This is a genomic window from Croceicoccus marinus (assembly GCF_001661675.2).
Taxonomy (GTDB): Bacteria; Pseudomonadota; Alphaproteobacteria; order Sphingomonadales; family Sphingomonadaceae; genus Croceicoccus; species Croceicoccus marinus.
In genome coordinates this window covers 1498473-1520485 of sequence record NZ_CP019602.1, presented here as the reverse complement: position 1 = coordinate 1520485, position 22013 = coordinate 1498473, and the positions used below count along the sequence as shown (strand labels likewise).

At 65.1% G+C, this 22013-nt stretch carries 12 protein-coding genes; 6 read left to right on the top strand and 6 right to left on the bottom strand.

Translation table 11 applies throughout. The features are described from left to right. Window positions 1-63 precede the first annotated feature (63 nt). Both A9D14_RS07200 and A9D14_RS07195 read left to right on the top strand, forming a co-directional pair. Window positions 64-1563 carry a tryptophan halogenase family protein gene (locus tag A9D14_RS07200; protein WP_332459760.1) on the top strand — a complete coding sequence of 500 codons (1500 nt, stop codon included), beginning with the start codon at window positions 64-66 and terminating at the stop codon, window positions 1561-1563. After that, on the top strand, window positions 1560-3047 hold the full coding sequence (locus A9D14_RS07195; protein WP_066844616.1) for a tryptophan 7-halogenase: 1488 nt from the start codon (window positions 1560-1562) through the stop codon (window positions 3045-3047). Before A9D14_RS07200 ends, A9D14_RS07195 begins: the two co-directional genes overlap by 4 nt. Here A9D14_RS07195 and A9D14_RS07190 read toward each other — a convergent pair. From A9D14_RS07190 to A9D14_RS07180, 3 genes are read right to left on the bottom strand one after another with little or no spacing between them, the layout of a single operon-like run. Then, entirely contained in the window at window positions 3025-4041 is a 1017-nt protein-coding gene (locus A9D14_RS07190; RefSeq protein WP_066844613.1) for a cupin-like domain-containing protein, read from the bottom strand. The two genes, A9D14_RS07195 and A9D14_RS07190, sit on opposite strands and share 23 nt — an antisense overlap. Further along, a complete protein-coding gene (locus A9D14_RS07185; protein ID WP_066844610.1) occupies window positions 4038-5573 on the bottom strand; it encodes a tryptophan halogenase family protein in 1536 nt (511 codons plus the stop codon). The genes A9D14_RS07190 and A9D14_RS07185 overlap by 4 nt, the downstream gene beginning before the upstream one ends. Further along, the gene (locus tag A9D14_RS07180) at window positions 5570-7135 is read right to left on the bottom strand and encodes a tryptophan halogenase family protein (protein ID WP_066844607.1); all 1566 of its coding nucleotides are present in this window, start codon (window positions 7133-7135) and stop codon (window positions 5570-5572) included. Before A9D14_RS07180 ends, A9D14_RS07185 begins: the two co-directional genes overlap by 4 nt. 169 nt (window positions 7136-7304) lie before the next feature. Between A9D14_RS07180 and A9D14_RS07175 the strand changes: the two genes are divergently transcribed. Continuing rightward, window positions 7305-10679, top strand: a complete 3375-nt coding sequence (locus A9D14_RS07175) for a TonB-dependent receptor (protein ID WP_232468456.1) — start codon at window positions 7305-7307, stop codon at window positions 10677-10679. 179 nt (window positions 10680-10858) lie between these two features. Here the strand turns inward: A9D14_RS07175 and A9D14_RS07170 are convergent, their stop codons facing one another. From A9D14_RS07170 to A9D14_RS07160, 3 genes are read right to left on the bottom strand one after another with little or no spacing between them, the layout of a single operon-like run. Continuing rightward, complete coding sequence (locus A9D14_RS07170; protein ID WP_066844604.1) at window positions 10859-12040, bottom strand: endo-1,4-beta-xylanase; 1182 nt, start codon at window positions 12038-12040, stop codon at window positions 10859-10861. Window positions 12041-12042: 2 nt separating this feature from the next. Beyond that, window positions 12043-14424, bottom strand: a complete 2382-nt coding sequence (locus A9D14_RS07165) for a glycoside hydrolase family 3 N-terminal domain-containing protein (protein ID WP_066844601.1) — start codon at window positions 14422-14424, stop codon at window positions 12043-12045. 2 nt (window positions 14425-14426) lie between these two features. Beyond that, window positions 14427-16829 carry a glycoside hydrolase family 3 N-terminal domain-containing protein gene (locus A9D14_RS07160; RefSeq protein ID WP_066844598.1) on the bottom strand — a complete coding sequence of 801 codons (2403 nt, stop codon included), beginning with the start codon at window positions 16827-16829 and terminating at the stop codon, window positions 14427-14429. Between the two features lie 74 nt (window positions 16830-16903). Between A9D14_RS07160 and A9D14_RS07155 the strand changes: the two genes are divergently transcribed. Genes A9D14_RS07155 through A9D14_RS07145 form a run of 3 tightly spaced genes read left to right on the top strand, consistent with a single transcriptional unit; the run spans window position 16904 to window position 21966 of the window. Beyond that, the gene (locus tag A9D14_RS07155; RefSeq protein WP_232468455.1) at window positions 16904-19030 is read left to right on the top strand and encodes an alpha-glucuronidase; all 2127 of its coding nucleotides are present in this window, start codon (window positions 16904-16906) and stop codon (window positions 19028-19030) included. 43 nt (window positions 19031-19073) lie between these two features. After that, window positions 19074-20201 carry a LacI family DNA-binding transcriptional regulator gene (locus tag A9D14_RS07150; RefSeq protein WP_066844593.1) on the top strand — a complete coding sequence of 376 codons (1128 nt, stop codon included), beginning with the start codon at window positions 19074-19076 and terminating at the stop codon, window positions 20199-20201. Further along, window positions 20194-21966: an IlvD/Edd family dehydratase gene (locus A9D14_RS07145; RefSeq protein ID WP_232468856.1), complete on the top strand. Its 1773-nt coding sequence runs from the start codon at window positions 20194-20196 to the stop codon at window positions 21964-21966. Before A9D14_RS07150 ends, A9D14_RS07145 begins: the two co-directional genes overlap by 8 nt. Window positions 21967-22013: the final 47 nt, after the last annotated feature.

Here is a 22013-nt window from a genome sequence, read left to right as displayed (position 1 = left end):
GGCTGGTGCCTTCCGCTGCAAGCTTCTAACGTAATCTGCATGATACAAGATGGATCCAGCCCCGTGCGTGTCGTCGTCCTTGGCGGCGGCACGGCGGGCTGGATGACAGCCGCTTCGCTTGCGCGGCTGTTGCCCGGGCAAGTCACGGTCGAGCTGATCGAAAGCGAAGACATCGGCATCGTCGGCGTGGGCGAAGCGACCCTGCCGCACATTCGGGGTTTCGTCGAACGGCTGGGGATCGATGAAGCCAGCTTCATGAAGGCGACCCACGCCACCTATAAGCTTGGTATAGATTTCCGCGATTTCGGCGCAATCGGCGAAAGCTATATCCACCCCTTCGGCGGCTTCGGCGAGGCGGTACAATCGGTCGGCTTCCACCACTGGTGGCTGGAACAGCGCCGACTGGGTCTCGGTTCCGACATTGGCGATTATTCCTTCGCGGTCAGGGCGGCGCGTGAAAACCGGTTCCGCCCGCCCGCGCAGGACGGTTCGCTCGGCTCTACCTACGGCTATGCCTATCAGTTCGACGCGACCCTGTTCGGTCCGTTCATGCGCCAGTTCGGCCTGACGATCGGCGTCACGCGGCATGAGGGGATCGTCACCAGCGTCAAACGCAATGGAGAAAGCGGCGACGTCGCCGCCCTTCTGCTCAAGGACGGGCGAAGGATCGAAGGCGATCTCTTTGTCGATTGTTCGGGTTTCCGCTCGTTGCTGCTTGGCCAGGAAATGGCCGAGGAGTGGGAGGACTGGACCCATTGGCTGCCCTGCGACCGCGCCGCCGCCATGCCTTGCGCGCATGAGAGTGACGATTTGCCGCCCTATACCACCGCCACTGCCATGCCGGCGGGCTGGCGGTGGGAAATTCCGCTGCAGCACCGCATGGGCAACGGCTATGTATTCTCCAGCGCCCATCTGTCCGAGGATCAGGCGTGCGACGCGATCCGCGGGGCCGCCAGGGGCAAGCCGCTGGCCGATCCGCGCATCCTGCGCTTCCGGCCCGGCAGGCGGCGCCGGTCGTGGTCGGGCAATGTCGTCGCCGTGGGTCTGGCAAGCGGTTTCCTGGAGCCGCTGGAATCGACATCGATCTATCTGGCGCAGATGGCGATCACCAATCTGATCGAGCTTTTTCCTGCCGACGGACGGATCGAGCAGCGCGATCGCGACGAATTCAACCGGCTGGTCGACATGGAATATGACCGGATCCGCGACTTCTTGATCCTGCATTATCACGTCACGCGCAGGAACGATTCCGACTTCTGGAACCATGTCCGGACCATGCAGGTGCCTGACAGCCTGGCCGACAAGATCGAACTGTGGCGCAACACCGGCCGGGTCGAGAAATATGGCGAGGGTCTGTTCTTCGAGCCGAGCTGGATCGCCGTCTATGTCGGGCAGGGTCTGCTGCCCGAACGCTATGATCCCAGAGTTCCGCAGGTCGATCCGGTCCGCGTCAGGGGCGCGCTCGATCGTTTGAAACAGGCAATCGATGACGAGGTGGCGGCCATGCCCGGCCACGCGGATTACCTGCGCAGCGAAGCGGCCCGCCTGGCGCGCGCGGCATGACTGGCCCGCGCGAGATGACTGGCCCGCGCGAGCCGTTGCGGCGTATCGTCGTCGCGGGCGACGGCCAGGTGGGGCTGCTTGCCGCCATTGCCATGCGCCGCGCGATGCCGGGATGCGATATCGTCATCATGGGCGCGCCGTCCGGTCCGGCGGATCTTGCCGACCGCGCGGCAACCTCCTTGCCCTTCACCAACCGATTGCACGACCGCCTCGGCATAGCGGAAGAGGCTGTCATCCTGCAGGCCGGGGGCAGCCACCGCCTTGTCACCCGGCTTTTCGGCTGGAACAAGGAAGCCAGCCATGGCGCCATGCCCTATGGCGGCGGCGCGGATCGGGCCGCCATGCCGGGCTTCGCGCAGGCATGGGGCGACCAAGCAAGGCCGGGCGAGAGTGCGCCGTCTGCAGGATCGCTGGCTGAAATCCTGGCGCAGAACGGCAGGTTCGCGGTGCCGCCCCCCGATCGGGTCACGCCCATCTCGAACATCGAATATGGCTTGCGCTGGAATGCCGCAGCCTATCGCGAACTGCTGATCGGCCAGGCCCGGCAGCTGGGCGTTAGCTATGTCAGCAGCGCCATAGCGTCTCTCGACATCGATGACGGCGGCGAACTGCGGGCAGTGATCGCCGCGAACGGGCAGCGGATCGACGCCGATCTCTACCTCGACTGCTCGGGCCGCGAAGCTCGCCTGCTGTCGGGCTTGCCGGGCTATGCGGTCGAGGACTGGAGCGGTATCCTGCCGAAGATCGCGCTCTACCGGGCCGTTCCGGGGCAGCCGATGGCCGCGCTGGAAGACCGGATTACGCTGCTGGACGAAGGGTGGCTGAGTGAATTCGCGGGCCGCGACGGCTTGCAGCTCGAGATGGGGGCGCCGCTCGACCTGCCGCCCGAAAGAATTCGCGCTGCGATGGGTGCCGAGATTGAAAGCCGCGTGGAACTGCAGCCGGGCTGCGTATGCCGCGCCTGGATCGGCAATGTCATTGCCATCGGCGATGCCGCCGCAAGGCTGCATCCGCTGCTGGGCCTGCCGCTCGACCTTGCCCATCGCCAGATCGACTTGCTGCTCGAAATGCTGCCGGGCAGGGTGGCCGAGCCGGTCGAGCGCAGCGAATACAACCGCCGCTCTGCGCTGATAGCCCAGGGTGCGCGCGATAGCCTGGGCGCCTTCTATGCCGCGCCCCGCGCAAGGCAGCCGTTTGGCGCAACCGGGCTTTCGGAGCGCCTCGACCTCACCATCGACCAGTTGCGCCGCCGCGGCCGGATCCCCTTTTGGGAAGAAGCACCCTTGCTCAGGCAGGAGCTTGCCGCGCTGTTAAGGGCACTGGGTTTCGGTGAGGGATCGATGCAGATCGCGCAGCCAGTGAACAGCGACGCCGCGGCCCGGGAATTTGCCGAGCGGGCGCGCGCTGCGGTGGCTTTCGCACCCCCCTATGCGCAGTGGCTGGCCAGTATCGTGCAGCGCGCTAGCGCAGCAGGCCGCGGATAATCTCGCGCATCCGCGCGAAAAGCGCGGGCGAGGGGGAGCCGAACAGGCCCCGTGCCTGCACCGGCAGGTGCTCGACCGGATCGCCGTGCTCTTCGAACACGTAATAGTCGAACATCGTCTTCCAGATCGCCCGCTTTTCGGGCGGAAGATGCCGGACGGACAGGATGCCGTGAAGCAGCGCGCTATAGGGTGATCCGATCCCCTCGGGCTCCCCTTCGTTCCACCAGTAGTTGACGAGAATGTTCAGCGGACCAAGCGATTCCACTCCGTGCCACCAGCAATAGGGGATATAGATCGCATCGCCGGGCTCAAGCGTCGCCTGCCGCGCCGCGGCCCATGCCTTTTCGAAGCGCGGAAAACGATCCAGATCGGGCGCATCCGTGTCGACCATGCTGACGGGCGTACCCGCAGGCGTCAGTTCGAACGAGCCGGGATAGAGATTGGCGATCTGGTCCGGCGGAAACAGGGTGAATCGGCGCTGCCCGGCGACGCAGCAGGCGACATTTTCCATCAGATCGTAATGCGGCGCCACGCGTATCCGGTTGCCGATCCAGATCCGCGGCCTGACTTGCGGCAGCAGCGCAAGCCGGTTTTCGGCCGCGAAGCGGGGCAGCAGATCGGCGATGTCTTCGGACTGGACCGCCAGCGCTGGCGCATCGGGCAGGTCGCTCGCGGTAATAAGATCGCCGATGAACGCTTCCAGCCTGCCCTGGCCTCGGCTGAAATTCAGCTGCGAAAGGTCGGGCGTGTAGAAAAATCGCCCGCCCTCGCTGGGCGGAGCCGCGATGGCCGTGACCGGGCGCGTGCTCGGCTCGCGCGCCATGTAACCGGCCATCGCCCGGTCGCCGCCGGACGCAGCGGCGACCGCAGGCCAATCCGCGACCAGGCCGCGCAATACCACGGGCTGGCCCGCCTTGCGCAGGATCGCGAACTGCTCGGCGTCGAGCTTGCCCTCGAACTCGTCGATGGCGGCAGGCTGGGGGAGGGTGGTCATGCGCGCATGCGATCGGTGCCTGCGATCGCGCCGCCGATGCCGGCGAGATATTCGTCCTGCGTGGGCATCTGGCTGACGGCGTGCGCCACGGTCTGGCGAATATGGCTCAGCCGCCGGCGGGTCTCATCCTCATCCAGCAGGGCAGCGGCGGGGTGATAGCCCGACGGCTCCACCCCTTGTCCGACCATCACGGCCAGCCAGCTTGCCTCGGTAAAAAGTTCGTTGTGTTCCCGTATGATACGCCCCGAACTGCGGAACATTTCTAGCTTGTCGGCAAGGCCGTCGGGCGGCGGCAGGTTGCGGCAATAGCGCCAGAACTCGCTGTCGTCCCTTTCGGTCGCCTTGTAGTGCAGGACCAGGAAGTCGCGAATGTCGAGATAGTCGGCAAAGGTGTCGCGGTTGAAGCGCTCGATCTCCTTCGGATTGAACGCGCGCGAGGGGAACAGGATCATCAGCCGCGCTATACCGCTCTGAACCAGATGGATGGCGGTCGATTCCAGCGGTTCCAGGAACCCGCCCGACAGGCCCAGCGCGATGACGTTCTTCTCCCAGATCCTGTCGCGGTGCCCGGCGGTGAATCGGATCCGGTTGGGCTCGGCCAGCGGCGTCCCGTCGAGACCGGCGTGCAGGATGTCCTCGGCCTCTGCGTCCTCCATGTGCGCGGAGGAATAGACATGGCCGTTGCCGATGCGGTGCTGCAGCGGGATGCGCCATTGCCAGCCCGCGGGCTGCGCGGTGGATCGGGTCAGCGGCTCGTTATCGCCCGCCAGGCTGCAGGGAACGGCTATCGCGCGGTCGCAGGGAAGCCACTTGCTCCAGTCGGTGAACCCGACCCCCAGCGTCTGTCCCAGCAGCAGCGAGCGAAAGCCCGAGCAATCGAGGAACAGATCGCCCTCGACGATCTTGCCGTCTTCTAGCCTGACGCCTGTCACGAAACCCGTTTCGCCGTCCTGCAAGACCTCGGTTATGCGTCCTTCCGTCCTGATGACGCCTTGCGCCTCGGCCCTGTTTCGCAGGAACCGGGCATAGCGCCCCGCGTCGAACTGGAACGCATAGGCCATGCGGGCGAGGGGGGAATTCGGCTGGTCCTTGCGCGGGTGGATGAACCGGCCCGCCTTTCCCGCCATCGCCGAGATGGAAAATTCGTCCAGCGGCATATCGAGCCCGGCCCGCTGCCCGCGCAGCCAGAAATGGTGGAAGTCGATCCCCAGCATGTCGATGCCATAGGATCCGAAGGGATGGACATAGCTGTGGCCAATTCGCAGCCAGTCGACGAACTCGATGCCCAGCTTGTAGGTCGCGCGGGTCTCGCGCACGAATTCCGCTTCGTCGATCCCCAGCATCATGTTGAACGAGATGATCTGCGGGATCGTCGCTTCCCCCACGCCGACCGTACCGATCGCCTCGCTTTCGACCAGTTCGATCGTCAGCCCCGGAAAAGCGCCCATGATGCGCGAAGTTGCTGCCGCGGCCATCCAGCCCGCGGTGCCGCCGCCGACGATCACGATCTTGCGGATAGGTTCGCCGTTCATCGCGCTACCCCCATCGAAAGCGGCATCTCGTCCGACACGGCCCATGCGTTGGCACTGCGCAAAAACTGTTCCTGCGGTGGCAATTGCTGCGCGGTCTGTCGATAGCCCGCGCGCATCTTCTCCATCGCCTGCGCCACCCTGTTTTCATCCAGTGTGTCGGCAATCGGATCATAGCGTTCGGGCCACACGTTCTGCCCCAGCATCACCGCCACCCAGCTGGGCAGGGTGAACAGTTCGGCATTTTCGCGGAACACACGCCCGTGCAGGCGCCAAAGCTCCATCTTGCGCGCCAGGCTGGCGGGGATGTCCATGTCGCGGACGCTGCGCCAGAACTCGGTATCGTCCCGCTGGGTCGCCTTGTAGTGCAGGATGATGAAGTCGCGCACATCCTCATAGATCTCGCGCATGCCGCGATTGTATTCGTCACGCTCGACGGGGCTGATGTCCTTTTCCGGGAACAGGCCGAACAGCCGGGCGATCCCGTTCTGGACAAGATGGATGCTGGTCGATTCCAGCGGCTCGATAAAGCCGGAGGACAAGCCCAGCGACACGACATTATGGCTCCATGCCTTGCGCCGCATGCCGGTGGTGAAACGTATCAGCCGCGGATCGGCCAGTTCCTCGCCTTCCACTGTGTCACGCAGGATGCGCTCGGCCTCGTCCTCCTGCATGAAGGCGCTGCAGAATACGTGGCCGTTGCCGGTGCGATGCTGCAGCGGTATGCGCCATTGCCAGCCTGCCGCATGGGCCGTCGCGCGGGTGAAAGGATCGGGTGAGCTTCGGTTGGCCGTGGGCATGGCGATGGCGCGGTCCATCGGCAGCCAGTGGCTCCAGTCCTCGTATCCGGTTTCAAGCGCGTCCTCGATCAGCAGGCCGCGAAAACCCGAACAGTCGAGGAAGAGATCGCCTTCGACCAGCCTGCCGCCCTCCAGCTCGACACTGGTCACGTCACCGCTTTCGCCATCGCGGTGGACCTTGACGATCCGGCCTTCCTGCCTGATCGCCCCCTGGCGTTCGGCCAGCCTGCGAAGATAGGCGGCATAGAGCGTAGCATCGAAGTGGAAGGCGTAATTGATTTCGGACACCGGGGGACGGGCACCCACGGCGGGGCGTCCGAAGCGGCCCAGGGCGGCTGCCGCGGCGCTCATCGAGAAATCGGTGATGTCTCCGCCGCCGCCGCGCGCATGTTCGCGCAGCCAGAGCTGGTGGAACGGAATGCCGTGCAAATCGGTGCCGAACGCGCCGAAGGGGTGGATATAGCGGTCGCCCTGCCGCCCCCAGTTCACGAATTCGATGCCGAGCTTGAAGGTGCCGCGCGTCTCGCGGAGAAACTCGTTCTCCGGAATGTCGAGCATGGCATTGAAGCCCTTGATCGCGGGGATGGTCGCCTCGCCGACGCCTACGGTGCCGATCGCGTCGGATTCGACGACGATGATCTTGCGCCGGCCATTGTCGAAATAGCGCGAGAATGCGGCTGCCGCCATCCAACCTGCGGTGCCGCCGCCAACCACGACAATCCTGTCGATGCGGTTGTTGGTAACGATAACTTTTCGTGCGGACATGTTTTGCCCTGCCCCCTCTTTTAATCTCCCGGTCGCAGGATGGCACGCTTGTGCGATCTTGCAAACCCGCACTTGCCAAAGAAAAATCACTTCGTTAGAGGTTTTGTTCGGAAGTGATCTAGCGACACGCCTTAACATGGTAGCGCTATCATTGGGGAGAGGACTGAGTATGAGGGCGAATGCACTTCGCGGCGGAGACGCTGCGGGACGTGAAACGATTTTCCGCAATTTCCTGAAGGGCGGTGCTTCGGCAATGGCGCTGGGCTGCATGCTCGGCTCGCCGGTTGCCTTCGCGCAGGATGCGGCGCAGGACGCGGACGAGGTAGAGCAGGGCGATGCCGCCGCCGGCAGCGATGTCATCATCGTCAGCGGTATCCGGGCGTCGCTCGAAAGCTCGCAGAACATCAAGCGTGAAGCCGATACTTTCGTCGACGCCATTACGGCGCGCGACATCGGCGCGCTTCCCGACCGTTCGGTGACCGAGGCGCTGCAGCGCGTTCCCGGCGTGGCGATCAACCGTTTCGCAGGCTCCAACGATCCCGACCACTTCTCGGTCGAGGGTTCGGGCGTGGTCGTGCGCGGTCTGAACTTCGTGCGGTCGGAATTCAACGGACGCACTGCCTTCGCGGCAGGCGTTGGCGGCCAGGCGCTCAACTTTGCGGACGTTCCTTCCGAGCTGCTCGGCTCGGTGGTCATCAGCAAGAACGCCACCGCGGACATGATCGAGGGCGGCCTTGCCGGTACGGTCAATCTCAACACCCGCAAGCCGTTCGACAACGACGGCTTCAAGCTGGGCTTCAGCGCCGAGGCGAACTATGGCGACTTCCGCAAGGAATGGACGCCAACCATCTCGGGCCTGGTTAGCAACACCTGGGATACCGAAGCCGGCCGTTTCGGCGTGCTGTTCAGCGGCGCGTTCTCACAGATCAAGAGCCGTGCCGATGGCCTGCAGGTCGCGAATTACCAGATCCGCGACGGATCGTCGGTTCCGGTTGCGAACACCGCCAACCGCTTCATCTGCCGTAATCCGCTGCCCTCGAACGTCGACAACACGACGCTGCCGCCGCCGAACGCGGAATGCGGTGCCGACGGAACGAACGGTCCGGACGGGTTCGCCGACTACGCCGATTACCGCGTGGCGCCCGTCGGTGGCCAGTTCCGCAGGCAGGATTTCAACCGCAAGCGCGACGGTTTCGCAGTGTCCGCGCAGTGGGAGAGCGTTGACGAGCGCACGCTGTTCACCGCGGAATTCATCCGGTCGCACACCACCAATTCCTGGGGTGAGCGGACGTACGAGACTGCTCCCGACCTTGCCGAGTATTCGACCTATCCGCTTGGCTGTCAGCAGAATGACGCCGGTCCGAACGTCGTCGACAGCAATGGCGTCATCAACCCCGATGACGAAACGCCGCCGCGCGCCCAGTGCCCGGTCGGTGAGTTCCAGGACTACGTCTATAACGAGGACAATCTGTTCCAGTCGGGCTACATCGTCGATGCCAGCAATGGCTGGCGCGGTGATCCGGCGCTCTCGCCCTTCGTTCCGGTCGGCGGTTCGCAGTTCTCGCTCGCTCGCCGGCAGGTGCTGGATGAGGTCACGAACAGCGATTACAGCCTGAACCTGCGTCACGAACTGACGGAGCGGGCAACACTGCGGCTCGACGGCCAGTACGCGACGTCGAAGAAGGAAAACCTCGACTTCAGCGTGTTCGGCTCGAACTTCGCCGACCAGGAACTGGACATCTCGGGCAATTACCCGTCGATCATCCCGCACAAGCCGCAATTCCTCGGCTACACTTGGTCCGCTCCGGGCGAGGCGCTGGCCGGTGCGACCGACGAGCAGTACTTCAACGATCCGCGCTTCCAGTTCTGGCGCGCAGCCATGGATCACGCCGAAGACAGCAGCGGCGACCAGTACGCGTTCCAGGCGGACCTCGATTACGAGTTCGATGACTACGCGTTCATCCGCCGTGCCAAGGTCGGCGCCCGTTACCAGGGCCGCGAACAGGAAGTGCGCTATAGCCAGTACAACTGGGGCATGCTGTCGGAAGTGTGGTCGGGTTCGCGTCCGGTCAATTTCGCCGACACGCCCGAGGGCGCGTCGGAGCGGTATGAATTCCCCAACTTCTTCCGCGGCGAAGTACCTGCACCTCCGGTAGCTTTCTACTACAGCGGCGATCTGATCGACGATTACGACGGTGCGGTGGACTTCCTGCGCTCCGTCCAGGCAATCACCACCGAACGTGGCGGATCCCCGACCTGGAACCCGCTGGCCGCTCGAGAGGGCGTGGCGGGCGACTCGCTGTATCTTCCTTCCGAGATCCAGACCGTAAAGCAGGACGACTATGCCCTGTACGGCATGGTGCATTTCGGATCCGACGATCTGTTCGGCGGCATACGCATGTCGGGTAACGTGGGTGTTCGCTATGTCCGTACCGACATCCGGTCGGCAAGTTCGCGTGGTCCCGGGACTGTCGGCGCGTTGAACATCGCCGATCCGTACGACGTGCGCTGCGCGGAGCAGGCGCGTCCGCCTGCTGCCGGTGGCGGTACTGCGCGTCCGGGCGGCATCTGCAACATCGGGCCGGAAGCTTACGCTGATCTGCAGGACTTCGTCGACGGCAGCTTCATCTATACGCCGGTGAAGAACAACTACGATTATTTCCTGCCCAGCTTCAACATCAGGTTCGGGCTGAGTGACGACCTGATCACGCGTTTCGCCGTGTCGAAGGTCATGACGCGTCCGGACAACGGGTACATCCGCAACTACTTCACGTCGAGCATCGACAACTCGGGCAACTTCACGGGTGAGGCGGGCAATCCGCTGCTGGTTCCCGCGACGGCCTGGCAGTTCGATGCCAGCGTGGAATGGTACTTCGCGCGGGTCGGCTCGCTGACGCTGAATGCCTTCTACAAGTCGATCAACAACTTCTTCTACCAGGAAGTCCGGCAAGAGACGATCAGCAACGCTTCGGGCGACACCCGTCAGGTTACCGTTCGCGGTCCTGCGAACTTCGACGGTACGGGCAAGATCAAGGGCGTCGAGGTTGCCTACCAGCAGACCTTCGACTTCCTGCCTGCGCCGCTGGACGGGTTCGGCGTCACGGCAAACTACACCTACATCGACAGCTCGGGTCTCCCGAATACGTTCCTCAATGGTGGTGAAGTTTCCAACGACTCGCCGGTTCCGCCCGGAAACCTGCCGCTTGAACAGCTGTCCAAGCACAATGTGAACGTGGCCGGTTTCTACGAAAAGGGCCCGATTTCGCTGCGCGCTGCCTACAACTGGCGTTCGCGCTTCCTGCTGACGGCTTCGGACGTGATCTTCCCGTATTTCTCGATCTTCAACGAGCCTACGGGACAGCTCGACGCATCCGCGTTCCTCAGCGTCACCGATAATATCAAGGTCGGCGTGCAGGGCGTGAACCTGCTGAACGAGGTGACCAAGACCACGCAGGCCTATACCGGAGATCCTTCGGAACTGGCCCCGCGGTCCTACTTCATGAACGACCGCAGGTTCTCGTTCATCGTTCGCGGCAACTTCTAAACGACTTCAACATCTGCTCTCACTGGGCTGTCCTGATATTCAGGGCAGCCCATTTTTTTGCCCCCGACAATGGTCCGCTCGTCAAGGTCGTCGGCACATAAAAAAAAGGGCCGCCCTGACGATCAGGGCTGCCCTTCCTTTTGCGCGTCAGGCGCGGGAAACAGACCGAAGCCGGATACTCAGGCAGCGGCCTGCCGCAGCGCCTCCTCGATGGCATAGCGCATCGGCTTGGGCTGATAATCGTTGTCATAGGGCGCGGCGCGCACTTCCAGCCCGTCATCCCGCGCGGCAGGCTCGAAATTCTGCAGCCAGTTGAACCGGTCCACCATGCCCCAGACCAGCACATCGTCCAGATGGTCCGAATATTCGAGCATCAGGTCGAAATAGCGGCGGGTGAAGTCGGCCACCTTCGCGTCGCGCACGGCGATATCGGCGGGAAGTGCCTTGTCCTTCACGTCGAACTCGGTGATCAGCAGGCGATAGCCCATGCCCGTCACCTCGTCGAGGAAGCTGCGCCACTCCGCCTCGTCATAGACGCCGACACCGGTGGCGGGATCGATGTCGAAAATCTCGATATGCGACTGGATGCCCAGCGCATCGACCGGCGTCCCACGCTTGCGCAGGCCTTCCAGCAGACGCAGCACGTCGGCGCGGTGCTCGGCATGCTGGGGCTCCCAGCTCATGTAGTCGTTGTAGACCAGCTGCGCGTCGGGCAATTGCTCGCGCGCGACCTGGAAGGCCAGGTCGATGACAGCCTCGGGGCTGCCCATCGCGAGGCTCATGCTTGTCTCGATCGGCTTGCGGGCGTCGTGGTCGATCGCTTCGTTCACCACGTCATAGCTGGTGATGATCCCGCGATATCGGTCCGTGACGGCGCGGATATGTTCGGTCAGCAGGCGTTCGGCTTCCTGCACCGGGTTGGCGCCATAGTCGTAATCGTTCAGCCAGTCGGGAAACCATTGCGGCCGGTGCCACAGCAATGTGTGCCCCCGAACGTCGAGGTCCTGCGACTGCGCCCACGCGACCAGTGCGTCCATGCGAGAGAAATCAAAGGTGTCGGGCGAACGGCGCATCGCCTGCCACTTCATTTCGTTCTCGGGAACGACCAGCCCGCACTCCGCCTTGACGAGCGCGGCATAGGCCGGGTTCTGGAACGAGCCGGCATCGGCATTCCACGGGGTCGATGCGACCGCGCTGCCAAAGCGGCGCCCGCCGCGAAGCGCCAGGCTGTTGAGCGAGCGGCCTTCTGCGACCGATACGCCGGGAACGGCGGTTTTCTCCATCCCGGTACAACCGATCAGAGGAAGCGCCGCGACACCGGCAAGCGCGGTGCGGCGATTGATGAGGGGGCCGGATTCCATGTTCAAACGATCTCCACCTTGACGGATTTGAGTGATGCGCTGCTCGGTCCCGACGACAATGTCACCGGGCCCGGTTCGTTGACTTCTTTCATGTCCCTGTTCCAGAACGCCAGCTGGCGTGGCTCGATGGCGAAGCGCAGGGTCCGGGTCTCGCCGGGTGACAGGGTGACGCGCTCGAACGCCTTCAGCTCCAGCACGGGGCGGGTCACCGAAACCTCTTCGCGAGTGATGTAAAGCTGGACCACCTCGTCACCTTCGCGCGTGCCGGTGTTGGTGACGTCGACGGCGATCTCGATCGCTTCATCGGCGCGATAGCGGGTCTTGCCGGGCCTGGGCGCGGAAATCTCGAACTGCGTGTACGAAAGGCCGTGACCGAAGGGGAACAGCGGGCTCTCGTCATCGAACAGATAGCCGCGCCGCGCGCTGGGCTTGTGGTTGTAGAAGAACGGGATCTGCCCGGCATTGCGCGCGACGGTCACCGGCATCTTCGCACCCGGATTGATCCGGCCCAGCAGCGCCTCGGCAACCGCGATGCCGCCTTCCTGGCCCGGGTACCAGCATTCCAGCATCGCGTCGGCCTTGGCGACGACGTCGGGCCAGCTGGGCGGACGGCCATTGATCGCGCACACCACCAGCGGCTTGCCCAGCGCGGCCATGGCCTCGACCAGCGCGTTCTGTTCGCCCACGATGTCGATCTCGGTCCGGTCGCCCAGATGGTTGCGCGCGAATCCCTCGCGACTGGTCTGTTCGGTATCACCGATGGCAAGCACGACGACATCGGCGCTCTTCGCCACCTCGACCGCTTCGGCGATCAGCCTCAGGTTCTCCTGCCGGTCGGCCAGCGTGACCTCGTCCTGCGAGCGATCCTCGCTGGTGGTGATGAAGACGCCCTGCGCGGTCACGAAATCGGCCTCCGGCGCGATCAGGCGCAGCCCCTCGATCAGGCTGATCGCCTGTTTCGGCACCGACGAATAGCCGCCCAGCCGGGCGATGGCATGGTTGGGCCCGATCACCGCGACCCGCCCCATTCGCGCGGGATCGAGCGGCAGAGTCCCGCCCTCGTTCTTCAGCAGGCACAGCGACTTGCGCGCGGCTTCCAGCGCCAGTGCGCGCGCTTCCTCATTGCCGGTGATGCTGGCGGCGAGCGCGGCATCGCCATAGGGGTTCTCGAACAATCCGGCGCGCATCTTGAAGGCCAGCATCCGCGCGCAGGCGCGGTTCACAAGCTCGACCGGCACGCGCCCCGCCTCGACAGCGTCCTTCAGGGTCGCAAAGGCTATGCCCTCGGGCAATTCGCTATCCACCCCGGCGATCAGCGCCTGGTGCGCCGCTTCTTCCAGATCGGCGGCGACATGGTGCAGGGTCGCAAGCTCGTCCACGCCGCCGTAATCGCTGACGATCAGGCCGTCGAAATCCCACTCGCCGCGCAGCACGGTGCCCAGCAGCCAGGCATTGGCATGGCTGGGGATGCCGTCGATCTCGTTATAGCTGGGCATCACCGCGCCGACCGAGGTGCGCCGCACGATCTCGCGAAACGGCGGGAAGAAATTGTCGCGCAGTTCGCGTTCGGAAATCTCGGCGGGCGAGACATTGTTGCCCCCCTCGGGCTGGCCGTGCCCGGTCATGTGCTTCAGCGTGGCGAAGACCTTGCCGTCGGCCAGCTTCTCGAACCTGCCCGGACCCTGCAGGCCTTCGACGGCGGCGACGCCCATTTCGGCGACGAGATGGGGATCCTCGCCCCAGGTCTCCTCGATCCGGCCCCAGCGCGGATCGCGCACGATGTCGACCACCGGGCTCAGCACCAGCGGGACGCCGCGGGCGCGAACCTCGCGCGCGATGACGGATTGCACCCGCCGCATCAGTTCGGTGTCGAATGTGCCGGCCAGCGCGATCGCCTGCGGGAACATGGTGCCGTCTGTCGCCATGTAGCCGTGCAGCGATTCCTCGTGCAGCAGCACGGGGATGCCCAGCCTTGTGTCCTGCGTGGCCCAGCGCTGCAGCGCATTGATGAACTCGACCGTCTGCCGCGGGGTTCGCCAGCGCGCGGCGGTGCCGCCCGCTGCCCCGGTAACGCCGGGCGCACCGCGCTTGTCGGACGGGCGCGTGACATGGCCGATATTGTCAGGGAAGGCCGCGCTCGCCTTTTCGGGGTCGAAGACCAGACCGTCGATCATTTCGCCCTTACCCTGCCAGGCGGTGCGGATCTGCTGGATCTTCTCGTCCAGCGTCATGCGCGCCATCAGGTCTGCCACGCGCGCCGGTATCGGCGCGCGCGGATCCTTGTAGAGCGGTCCGGCCTGCGCGAAGGCGGACGGTGCCTGCGCAATGGCTAGCGCACCGATGCTGCCACCGGCGAAGAGCTTGAGGGCGTGACGTCTGTCCATGATTATTGCGACACCGTAAGCTTGGTTTCCTGCAGGTCCTGTGAACTGGACCCGACCATGATCGTGAATTCGCCCGGCTCGACCACGCGCTTCATGTCCCTGTTCCACAGCGCGAAGGCGTCGGCGCGGATCGGGATGTCGACCAGTGTTTCCTCGCCCGGCGCAAGCGTGACCCGGCGGAAGCCGGCCAGCTCCTTGACCGGGCGCGTGACCGTGCTGACATCGTCGCGCAGATAGACCTGCACGACCTCGTCGCCCGCCAATGCGCCGGTGTTGCGGACCGGCACGCGCACGGTCACGCCCTGTCCGGGCCTTATCGCGGAGGAGGACAGCTGCGGCGCCCCGATCGCGAAATCGGTATAGGACAGGCCGAACCCGAACGGATAGAGCGGGGTGACGTCGGAAAACAGATAGCCGCGCCGCGCGCTGGGCTTGTAGTTGTAGAAATTGGGCACCTGCCCGACATCGCGCGCCACCGTCACGGGCAGCTTGCCGCCCGGATTGATCCGGCCGAACAAGGCGTCCGCGATGGCATGGCCCTGCTGCTCGCCGGCATACCAAGTCTCAAGTATCGCATCGGCGCCTTCGGCCAGCGCGGGATAGCTGGGCGGGCGGCCGTTGACCAGCACGGCCACGATCGGCTTGCCCAGTGCGCGCAAGGCTTCGAACAGCTCGTTCTGCTCGCCCACCAAATCCAGCCCGGTCCTGTCGCCCAGATGCGCATCGGCCCAGCCTTCGCGGCTCGTCTGTTCAGTATCGCCGACGAACAGCAGGATGGTATCGGCGTCCCGCGCCGCTTCCACCGCCTGCGCGATCAGCCGGCGGTTTTCGTCCGGATCGGCCAGTTCGACCTCGTCCGCCCACCAGTCGTCGTTCAGCGTGATCCTGACCCCGGGGGCATGCACGATCTCGGCGCTGTCACCAACCAGTTCGCGGATCCCTTCCAGCGGAGTGACCGTATCGCGCGGGATGCCGTAATAGCCGCCCAGCCGCGCGACATCGGCGTTGGGGCCGATCACCGCGATGGTCGGACGCGGGCCATCGCCCGGAACGGCAAGCGGCAGGATCCCGTCGTTCTTCAGCAGGATCAGCGATTTTTCCGCGGCGCGCCGCGCCAGCGCGACGCCCTGCTCGGTGTTGGAGGCGAGGGCAGGCGCCATGTCGCCGACGAACGGGTCCTCGAACAGGCCCGCGTTGAACTTCATCGTCAATATGCGTTCGACCGCGCGGTCGATCTGCTGCTGCGTGATGCGACCCTCGTCCAACAACTGGCCCAGCGTGCGATAGGCCACGCCATCGGGGAAATCCACGTCGACCCCCGCGTCAAGAGCCAGCTCTGCCGTTCCCGGCACATCCTCGGCGATCTTGTGGCGCGAGGCCATTTCCTCGATCGCGGAATAGTCGGACACGACGGATCCGCGAAAACCCCATTCGCCGCGCAGCACCTCGTCCAGCAGCCATCGGCTCGAGTGGCTGGGGATGCCGTCGATCTCGTTATAGCTGGCCATCACCGAGGCGATCGCGGTGCGATCCACCACTTCCTTGAACGGCGGAAAGAACATCTCGCGCAGAGTCCGCTCGGAAATCTGCGCGGGGCCGATATTGGTGCCGCTTTCGGGCTGGCCGTGGCCGGTCATGTGCTTCAGCGTGGCCAGTACCTGACCCTCGCCAAGCGTGGGGTCCTTGCCCACGCCCTGCAGCCCCTCGACCGCGGCGACGCCCATTTCGCTGACAAGGAAGGGATCCTCGCCAAAGGTTTCCTCGATCCGGCCCCAGCGCGGGTCGCGCGACACGTCGACGACCGGCGAGAGCACCTGGAACACGCCGCGCGCACGGGCTTCAAAGGCGGCGTGATCGTTGACCTCGCGCACCAGATCGGGGTCCCACGTGGACGCAAGGCCGATGGCCTGCGGAAAGCTGGTGGCATCCTGAGCGGCCAGGCCGTGGAGCGCTTCCTCATGCGTCAGCACCGGAATGCCCAGCCGGGTATCCTCGCGCGCCCATTTCTGCAGCGCATTGGAATATCGCACGCTTTCCTCGATCGAACGCGGCGGCACGATGCGCGGGCTGCCCCCGCCGGTACGGTCCGACGGGCGCGCGAAGAAGCCGATTCCGTCGGGGTAGAGCCGGCTCGCCCGGGCGGGATCGAAGAAGTCGGCACTGTCCTGAACTTGGCCCTTGGTGGTCCAGGTGCTGATCATTTGCGCCAGCTTTTCCTCGACCGTCATGCGCGACATCAGATCGGCCACGCGCCGCTCGACAGGAAGCGAGGCATCCCAATATGGCGCATCGGCCATGGAACGGGCGGTTTCGACGTCCTGCGCGATGGCCGGTTGCGACATCTGTGTGGTGAACGCGGCAAGGGCCGCGCCTGCGATCAGGGCGGCGCGCAGGCTGGTGTGCATCGAATTAACTCTCCCGTACGCCGCGACTTGACTGCGCGGGTCTTTGTGGTAGCGCTACCATGATGAGAGAGAGGATGCTTGTCAACCGGCTTGCCGCGGCGTTTGCCGTGGCTGCCGCGATGTTCGTTCCTGCCGCCGCCCAGGCGCAGGATGGCCCCGCCATTGCCCCGGCGACCGGCGGTCCATCCGTCGCCCCGGAGGAGGACGGCTATGCGCTATGGCTGCGCTATGCCCCGCTGGAGGGGCAGGCGAAAGCCGCGCTCGAACGGTTCGATCCGCGACTGGCGCCAGTTTCGGCCATCAGCGATCCGACGATCCTCGTCGCCATGCAGGAACTCGACCGCGGATTGTCCTCTCTGCTGGAAAGGCCGCTGGCCGCTGGCGGTGACGCGAATGTCACGCTGGACTGCACAAGCGACGTGACCGGGCCCGAGGGTAGCTACCGCATTACCGGCGCGGCGAGCGGGATCGCCATCATGGCTGCCGATCCGCGCGGCTGCCTCTACGGCTCCCATGCGCTGCTGCGGGAACTGTCGCTGGGAACGGCGCCCGGCCGGATATCGCTCGACCAGGCTCCCGCCATGCCGCTGCGGCTGCTGAACCATTGGGACAATCCCGACGGCAGCGTGGAGCGCGGCTATGCCGGCCGCTCGATCTTCGACTGGTGGCACATGCCCGGGCGCAGCGATCCGCGCATGATCGATTACGCCCGCGCCAATGCGTCGATCGGGATCAACGGTTCGGTGGTGAACAATGTCAACGCCAGCCCGCTTTTCCTGACCCCGCGCTATCTGCCCAAGCTGGTCGCGCTGGCTGACGCGTGGCGCCCCTATGGCATCCGGCTTTATATTTCCGCCCGCTTCAGCGCGCCGCGCGACATCGGCGGGCTTGGCACCGCCGATCCGCTCGATCCGCAGGTGCGCGCGTGGTGGCAGGCCAAGGCGGACGAGATCTATGCCGCCATCCCGGATTTCGGCGGCTTCCTGGTAAAGGCCAATTCCGAAGGCCAGCCCGGCCCGCAGGATTATGGTCGTACCCATGCCGACGGCGCCAACATGCTGGCCGGGGCCGTCGGCGATCGCGGCACGATCATCTGGCGCGCCTTCGTCTATTCGGCAGAGGACGAGACCGACCGCGCCAAACAGGCGTATGAGGAATTCGTGCCGCTCGACGGCGAGTTCGCGCCGAACGTGATCGTACAGGTCAAGAACGGCGCCATCGACTTCCAGCCGCGCGAGCCGTTCCATCCCATGTTCGGCGCCATGCCCGACACGCGCCTGATGCTGGAAGTCCAGCTGACCAAGGAATATCTGGGCTTCGCGAGCCATCTCGCCTTCCTGGCCCCGATGTGGGAGGAGGTACTGGATTCCGATACCGGTCGCGGCGGAAATGTTGCGCAGGTCGTTGCGCCCGCAGGCATGGCGGGCGTGGCGAACACGGGTTCGGATCGCAACTGGACCGGATCCGATTTCGACCAGGCGAACTGGTACGCCTTCGGCCGGCTGGCCTGGGATCCGACGCTTTCGTCCAAAACGATCGCACGCGAATGGGCGGCGCAGACCTTCAGCCGCGATCCGGCTTTCCTTGCGGCGAGCGTTCCGATGATGCTGGACAGCCGGGAAGCGGTGGTCGACTACATGACGCCGCTCGGCCTGGCGCATCTGATGGGCACCGGGCACCATTACGGTCCCGCGCCGTGGGTTTGCGACCTCGGGCGGCCGGACTGGAACCCGTGTTATTACCACCGCGCGGACAAGGGCGGCATCGGCTTCGACCGGACGGCAGGCGGCAGCAACGCCCTGGCCCAATACGCCCCCGACATTGCCGCCCAGTGGTCCGATCCGGCGGCGATGAACCAGGATTATCTGTTGTGGTTCCACCACGTCCCCTGGGATTTCCGGACCCGCTCCGGCCGCGGCCTGTGGGAGGAGCTGGTCGCCCGATATGACCGCGGCGTGGCGAAGGTCGACGACATGCAGACGACCTGGCAATCGCTGTCCCCCTATGTCGACCCGCAGCGGTTCCGCGCGGTGAGCGAGATGCTGGCGATCCAGCGGCAGGAAGCGCAATGGTGGCGCGACGCGTCGCTGGCCTATTGGCAGCACGTCAACGGCCTGCCACTACCCGCAGGCGCGGCACCGCCGGCGCGGGATCTGAAGGCGTATCAGGCGCTTGAATTTCCCGAAGCGCCGGGCGAATGAGCATGCTTGCTGCGAAAGGCTGGGGGCGTCTATGGGCAGTGTCATGAACAAAGAGGAAAGCGAAACGAAGCCGCCGCGCAAGCGTGCTTCGCGGCGGGGCAATTCCGCAGCCACGATCGGCGATGTCGCGCGCGAGGCTCGCTGCTCGCCCATGACGGTCAGCCGCGTGGTCAACGGCGAAGGCAATGTCCGCGAACAGACGCGCGAACAGGTGCTCGAGGCTATCCGCAAGCTCAACTATTCGCCCAATCGCGCGGCGCGCAGCCTGGCCGGCGGCGAACAGCTTCGCATCGCGCTGATGTTCGAAAACCCGTCCGCGTCCTACCTGAGCGAATTCCTGATGGGCGCGCTGGAGGAAGCAAGCCGCAACGACATCCACCTCGAAGTGCAGCGATGCGAAGCGTCGGAAGAGGCGATGGCCCTGATGCGCAAGCTGGCGGGTGAGGGGATCCACGGCTTCATCCTGCCATCGCCCCTGTGCGACGACCAGAAGGTCATCGACCTTGCGCGCGAGCTTGATGCCGTGTCGATCGCGGTCGGCCCCGGCAAGGCCGAAGGGCTGCACGGCGCGGTCATGATCGACGAATTCCAGGCCGCCTATGACATGACCAGGCACATCATCGACCTTGGGCACGAGCGGATCGGTTTCATCGTCGGCAACCCCGAACAGGTGGCCAGCGGGCGGCGGCTCAACGGGTTTCGCGCGGCGATGGAAGATTCCGGGCTGACACCTTCGGAAGAGCTGATCGTGCAGGGCCGCTTCACCTATCGATCGGGCATGGCTGGTGCCGAACGGCTGCTGTCGGCGCAGCCGCAGCCGACCGCGATCTTCGCATCGAACGACGACATGGCCGCGGCGACCGTGGCGGTGGCGCACCGCAAGCACCTCGACGTGCCGAACGACATCACCGTGTGCGGCTTCGACGATACCGCCATGGCCAGCACGATCTGGCCCGAATTGACCACCGTGCGCCAGCCGATCCGCGAGATGACCGCCTGGGCGGTGACCGCGATCGCGCGGATCGTACGATCACGCCGGACCGAGGGGCGGCCCAAGACGCAGCAGAAGATCCTTCCCTATACGCTGATCCGCCGCGAATCCGATGCGGCCCCAAGCCTGGTTCACGCGGCCGGGACCAATGGTACGAACAATGGAAACACCGATGTCTGAAAAACGCCTCCGCTCGCGCGACTGGTTCGACAATGCCGAACGCATGGACATGACCGCCCTTTATCTCGAGCGGTTCATGAATTTCGGCGTCACGCCCGAGGAATTGCGCAGCGGCAAGCCGATCATCGGCATCGCGCAGTCGGGCAGCGACCTCAGCCCGTGCAACCGCATCCACATCGAACTGGCGAAGCGCACGCGCGACGGCATCCGCGATGCGGGCGGCATCCCTATCGAATTTCCGGTCCACCCGATCTTCGAGAATTGCCGCCGTCCGACCGCGGCGCTCGACCGCAACCTGCTCTACCTCGGGCTGGTGGAACTGCTGAACGGCTATCCCATCGACGGGGTCGTACTGACCACGGGCTGCGACAAGACCACGCCCAGCCAGGTCATGGCCGCCAGCACCGTCGACATACCGGCCATCGTACTGTCGGGCGGCCCGATGCTGGACGGCTGGCACGAAGGCGAGCTGGTCGGATCGGGCACCGTGATCTGGCGCAGCCGCCGCAAGCTTGCCGCGGGCGAGATCGACGAGGAGGAATTCCTCGATCGCGCGACCTCGAGCGCGCCGAGCGCAGGTCACTGCAATTCGATGGGAACGGCCAGCACCATGAACGCCGTGGCCGAGGCGCTCGGCCTCAGCCTGACGGGTTGCGCCGCGATCCCCGCGCCCTATCGCGAACGCGGGCAGGTCGCCTATCGCACCGGCCGCCGCATCGTCGAGATGGTCGCGGAAGACCTCAAGCCCTCGGACATATTGACGCGCGAGGCTTTCCTGAACGCCATCGCCACGGTCAGCGTGATCGGCGGTTCGTCGAACGCACAGCCGCATATCCAGGCGATGGCCGCGCATGCGGGTGTGCCGCTCGATCCCGCGATCTGGCAGGACCATGGCTATGACTTGCCGCTTCTGGTGAACATGCAGCCGGCCGGCGCCTATCTGGGCGAACGGTTCCACCGCGCGGGCGGCGTGCCTGCCGCGATGTGGGAACTGCTGCAGGCGGGCAGGCTGCATGGCGATGTCCGCACCTGCACCGGGCAGACGATGGCCGAAAACCTGGCGGGCCGCGAAAGCCGCGACCGCGAGATGATCCGCCCCTTCGCGCAGCCGCTGATGGACAGCGCGGGTTTCCTTGTCCTGTCGGGCAATCTGTTCGATTTCGGCATCCTCAAGACATCGGTGATCTCGAAGGAATTCCGCGAACGCTATCTGGCCCGTCCCGGCGAGGAGAACATCTTCGAGGCGCGCGCCGTGGTGTTCGACGGGTCCGACGATTATCATCATCGCATCAACGATCCCTCGCTGCAGATCGACGACAGCTGCATCCTGGTGATCCGCGGCTCGGGCGTCATCGGCTGGCCCGGCAGCGCCGAGGTCGTGAACATGCAGCCGCCCGACGCGCTGATCCGCAGCGGCACGCAGTGGCTGCCGACCCTGGGCGATGGCCGCCAGTCGGGCACCAGCGACAGCCCCTCGATCCTGAACGTCTCGCCCGAAAGCGCAGTGGGGGGAGGGCTCTCGTGGCTGCGCAACGGCGACGTCATTCGCGTCGACCTCAATCGCGGCACCTGCAACGCGCTGGTCGACGACGTGGAAATCGCGCGCCGCCAGGCAGAGGAACTGGCCCCCGAAACACCGGAATCGAACACGCCGTGGGAAGAGCTGTTCCGCGAAAAGACCGGTCAGCTGGGCGAGGGCGGCGTGATGGAGTTCGCGCTCAAGTACCGGGGAACGGCACGCAAACTGCCGCGCCACAACCACTGATCTGCCAATAAACGACCATCGGCGGGCGCAAACTGGTCAGGAATGCG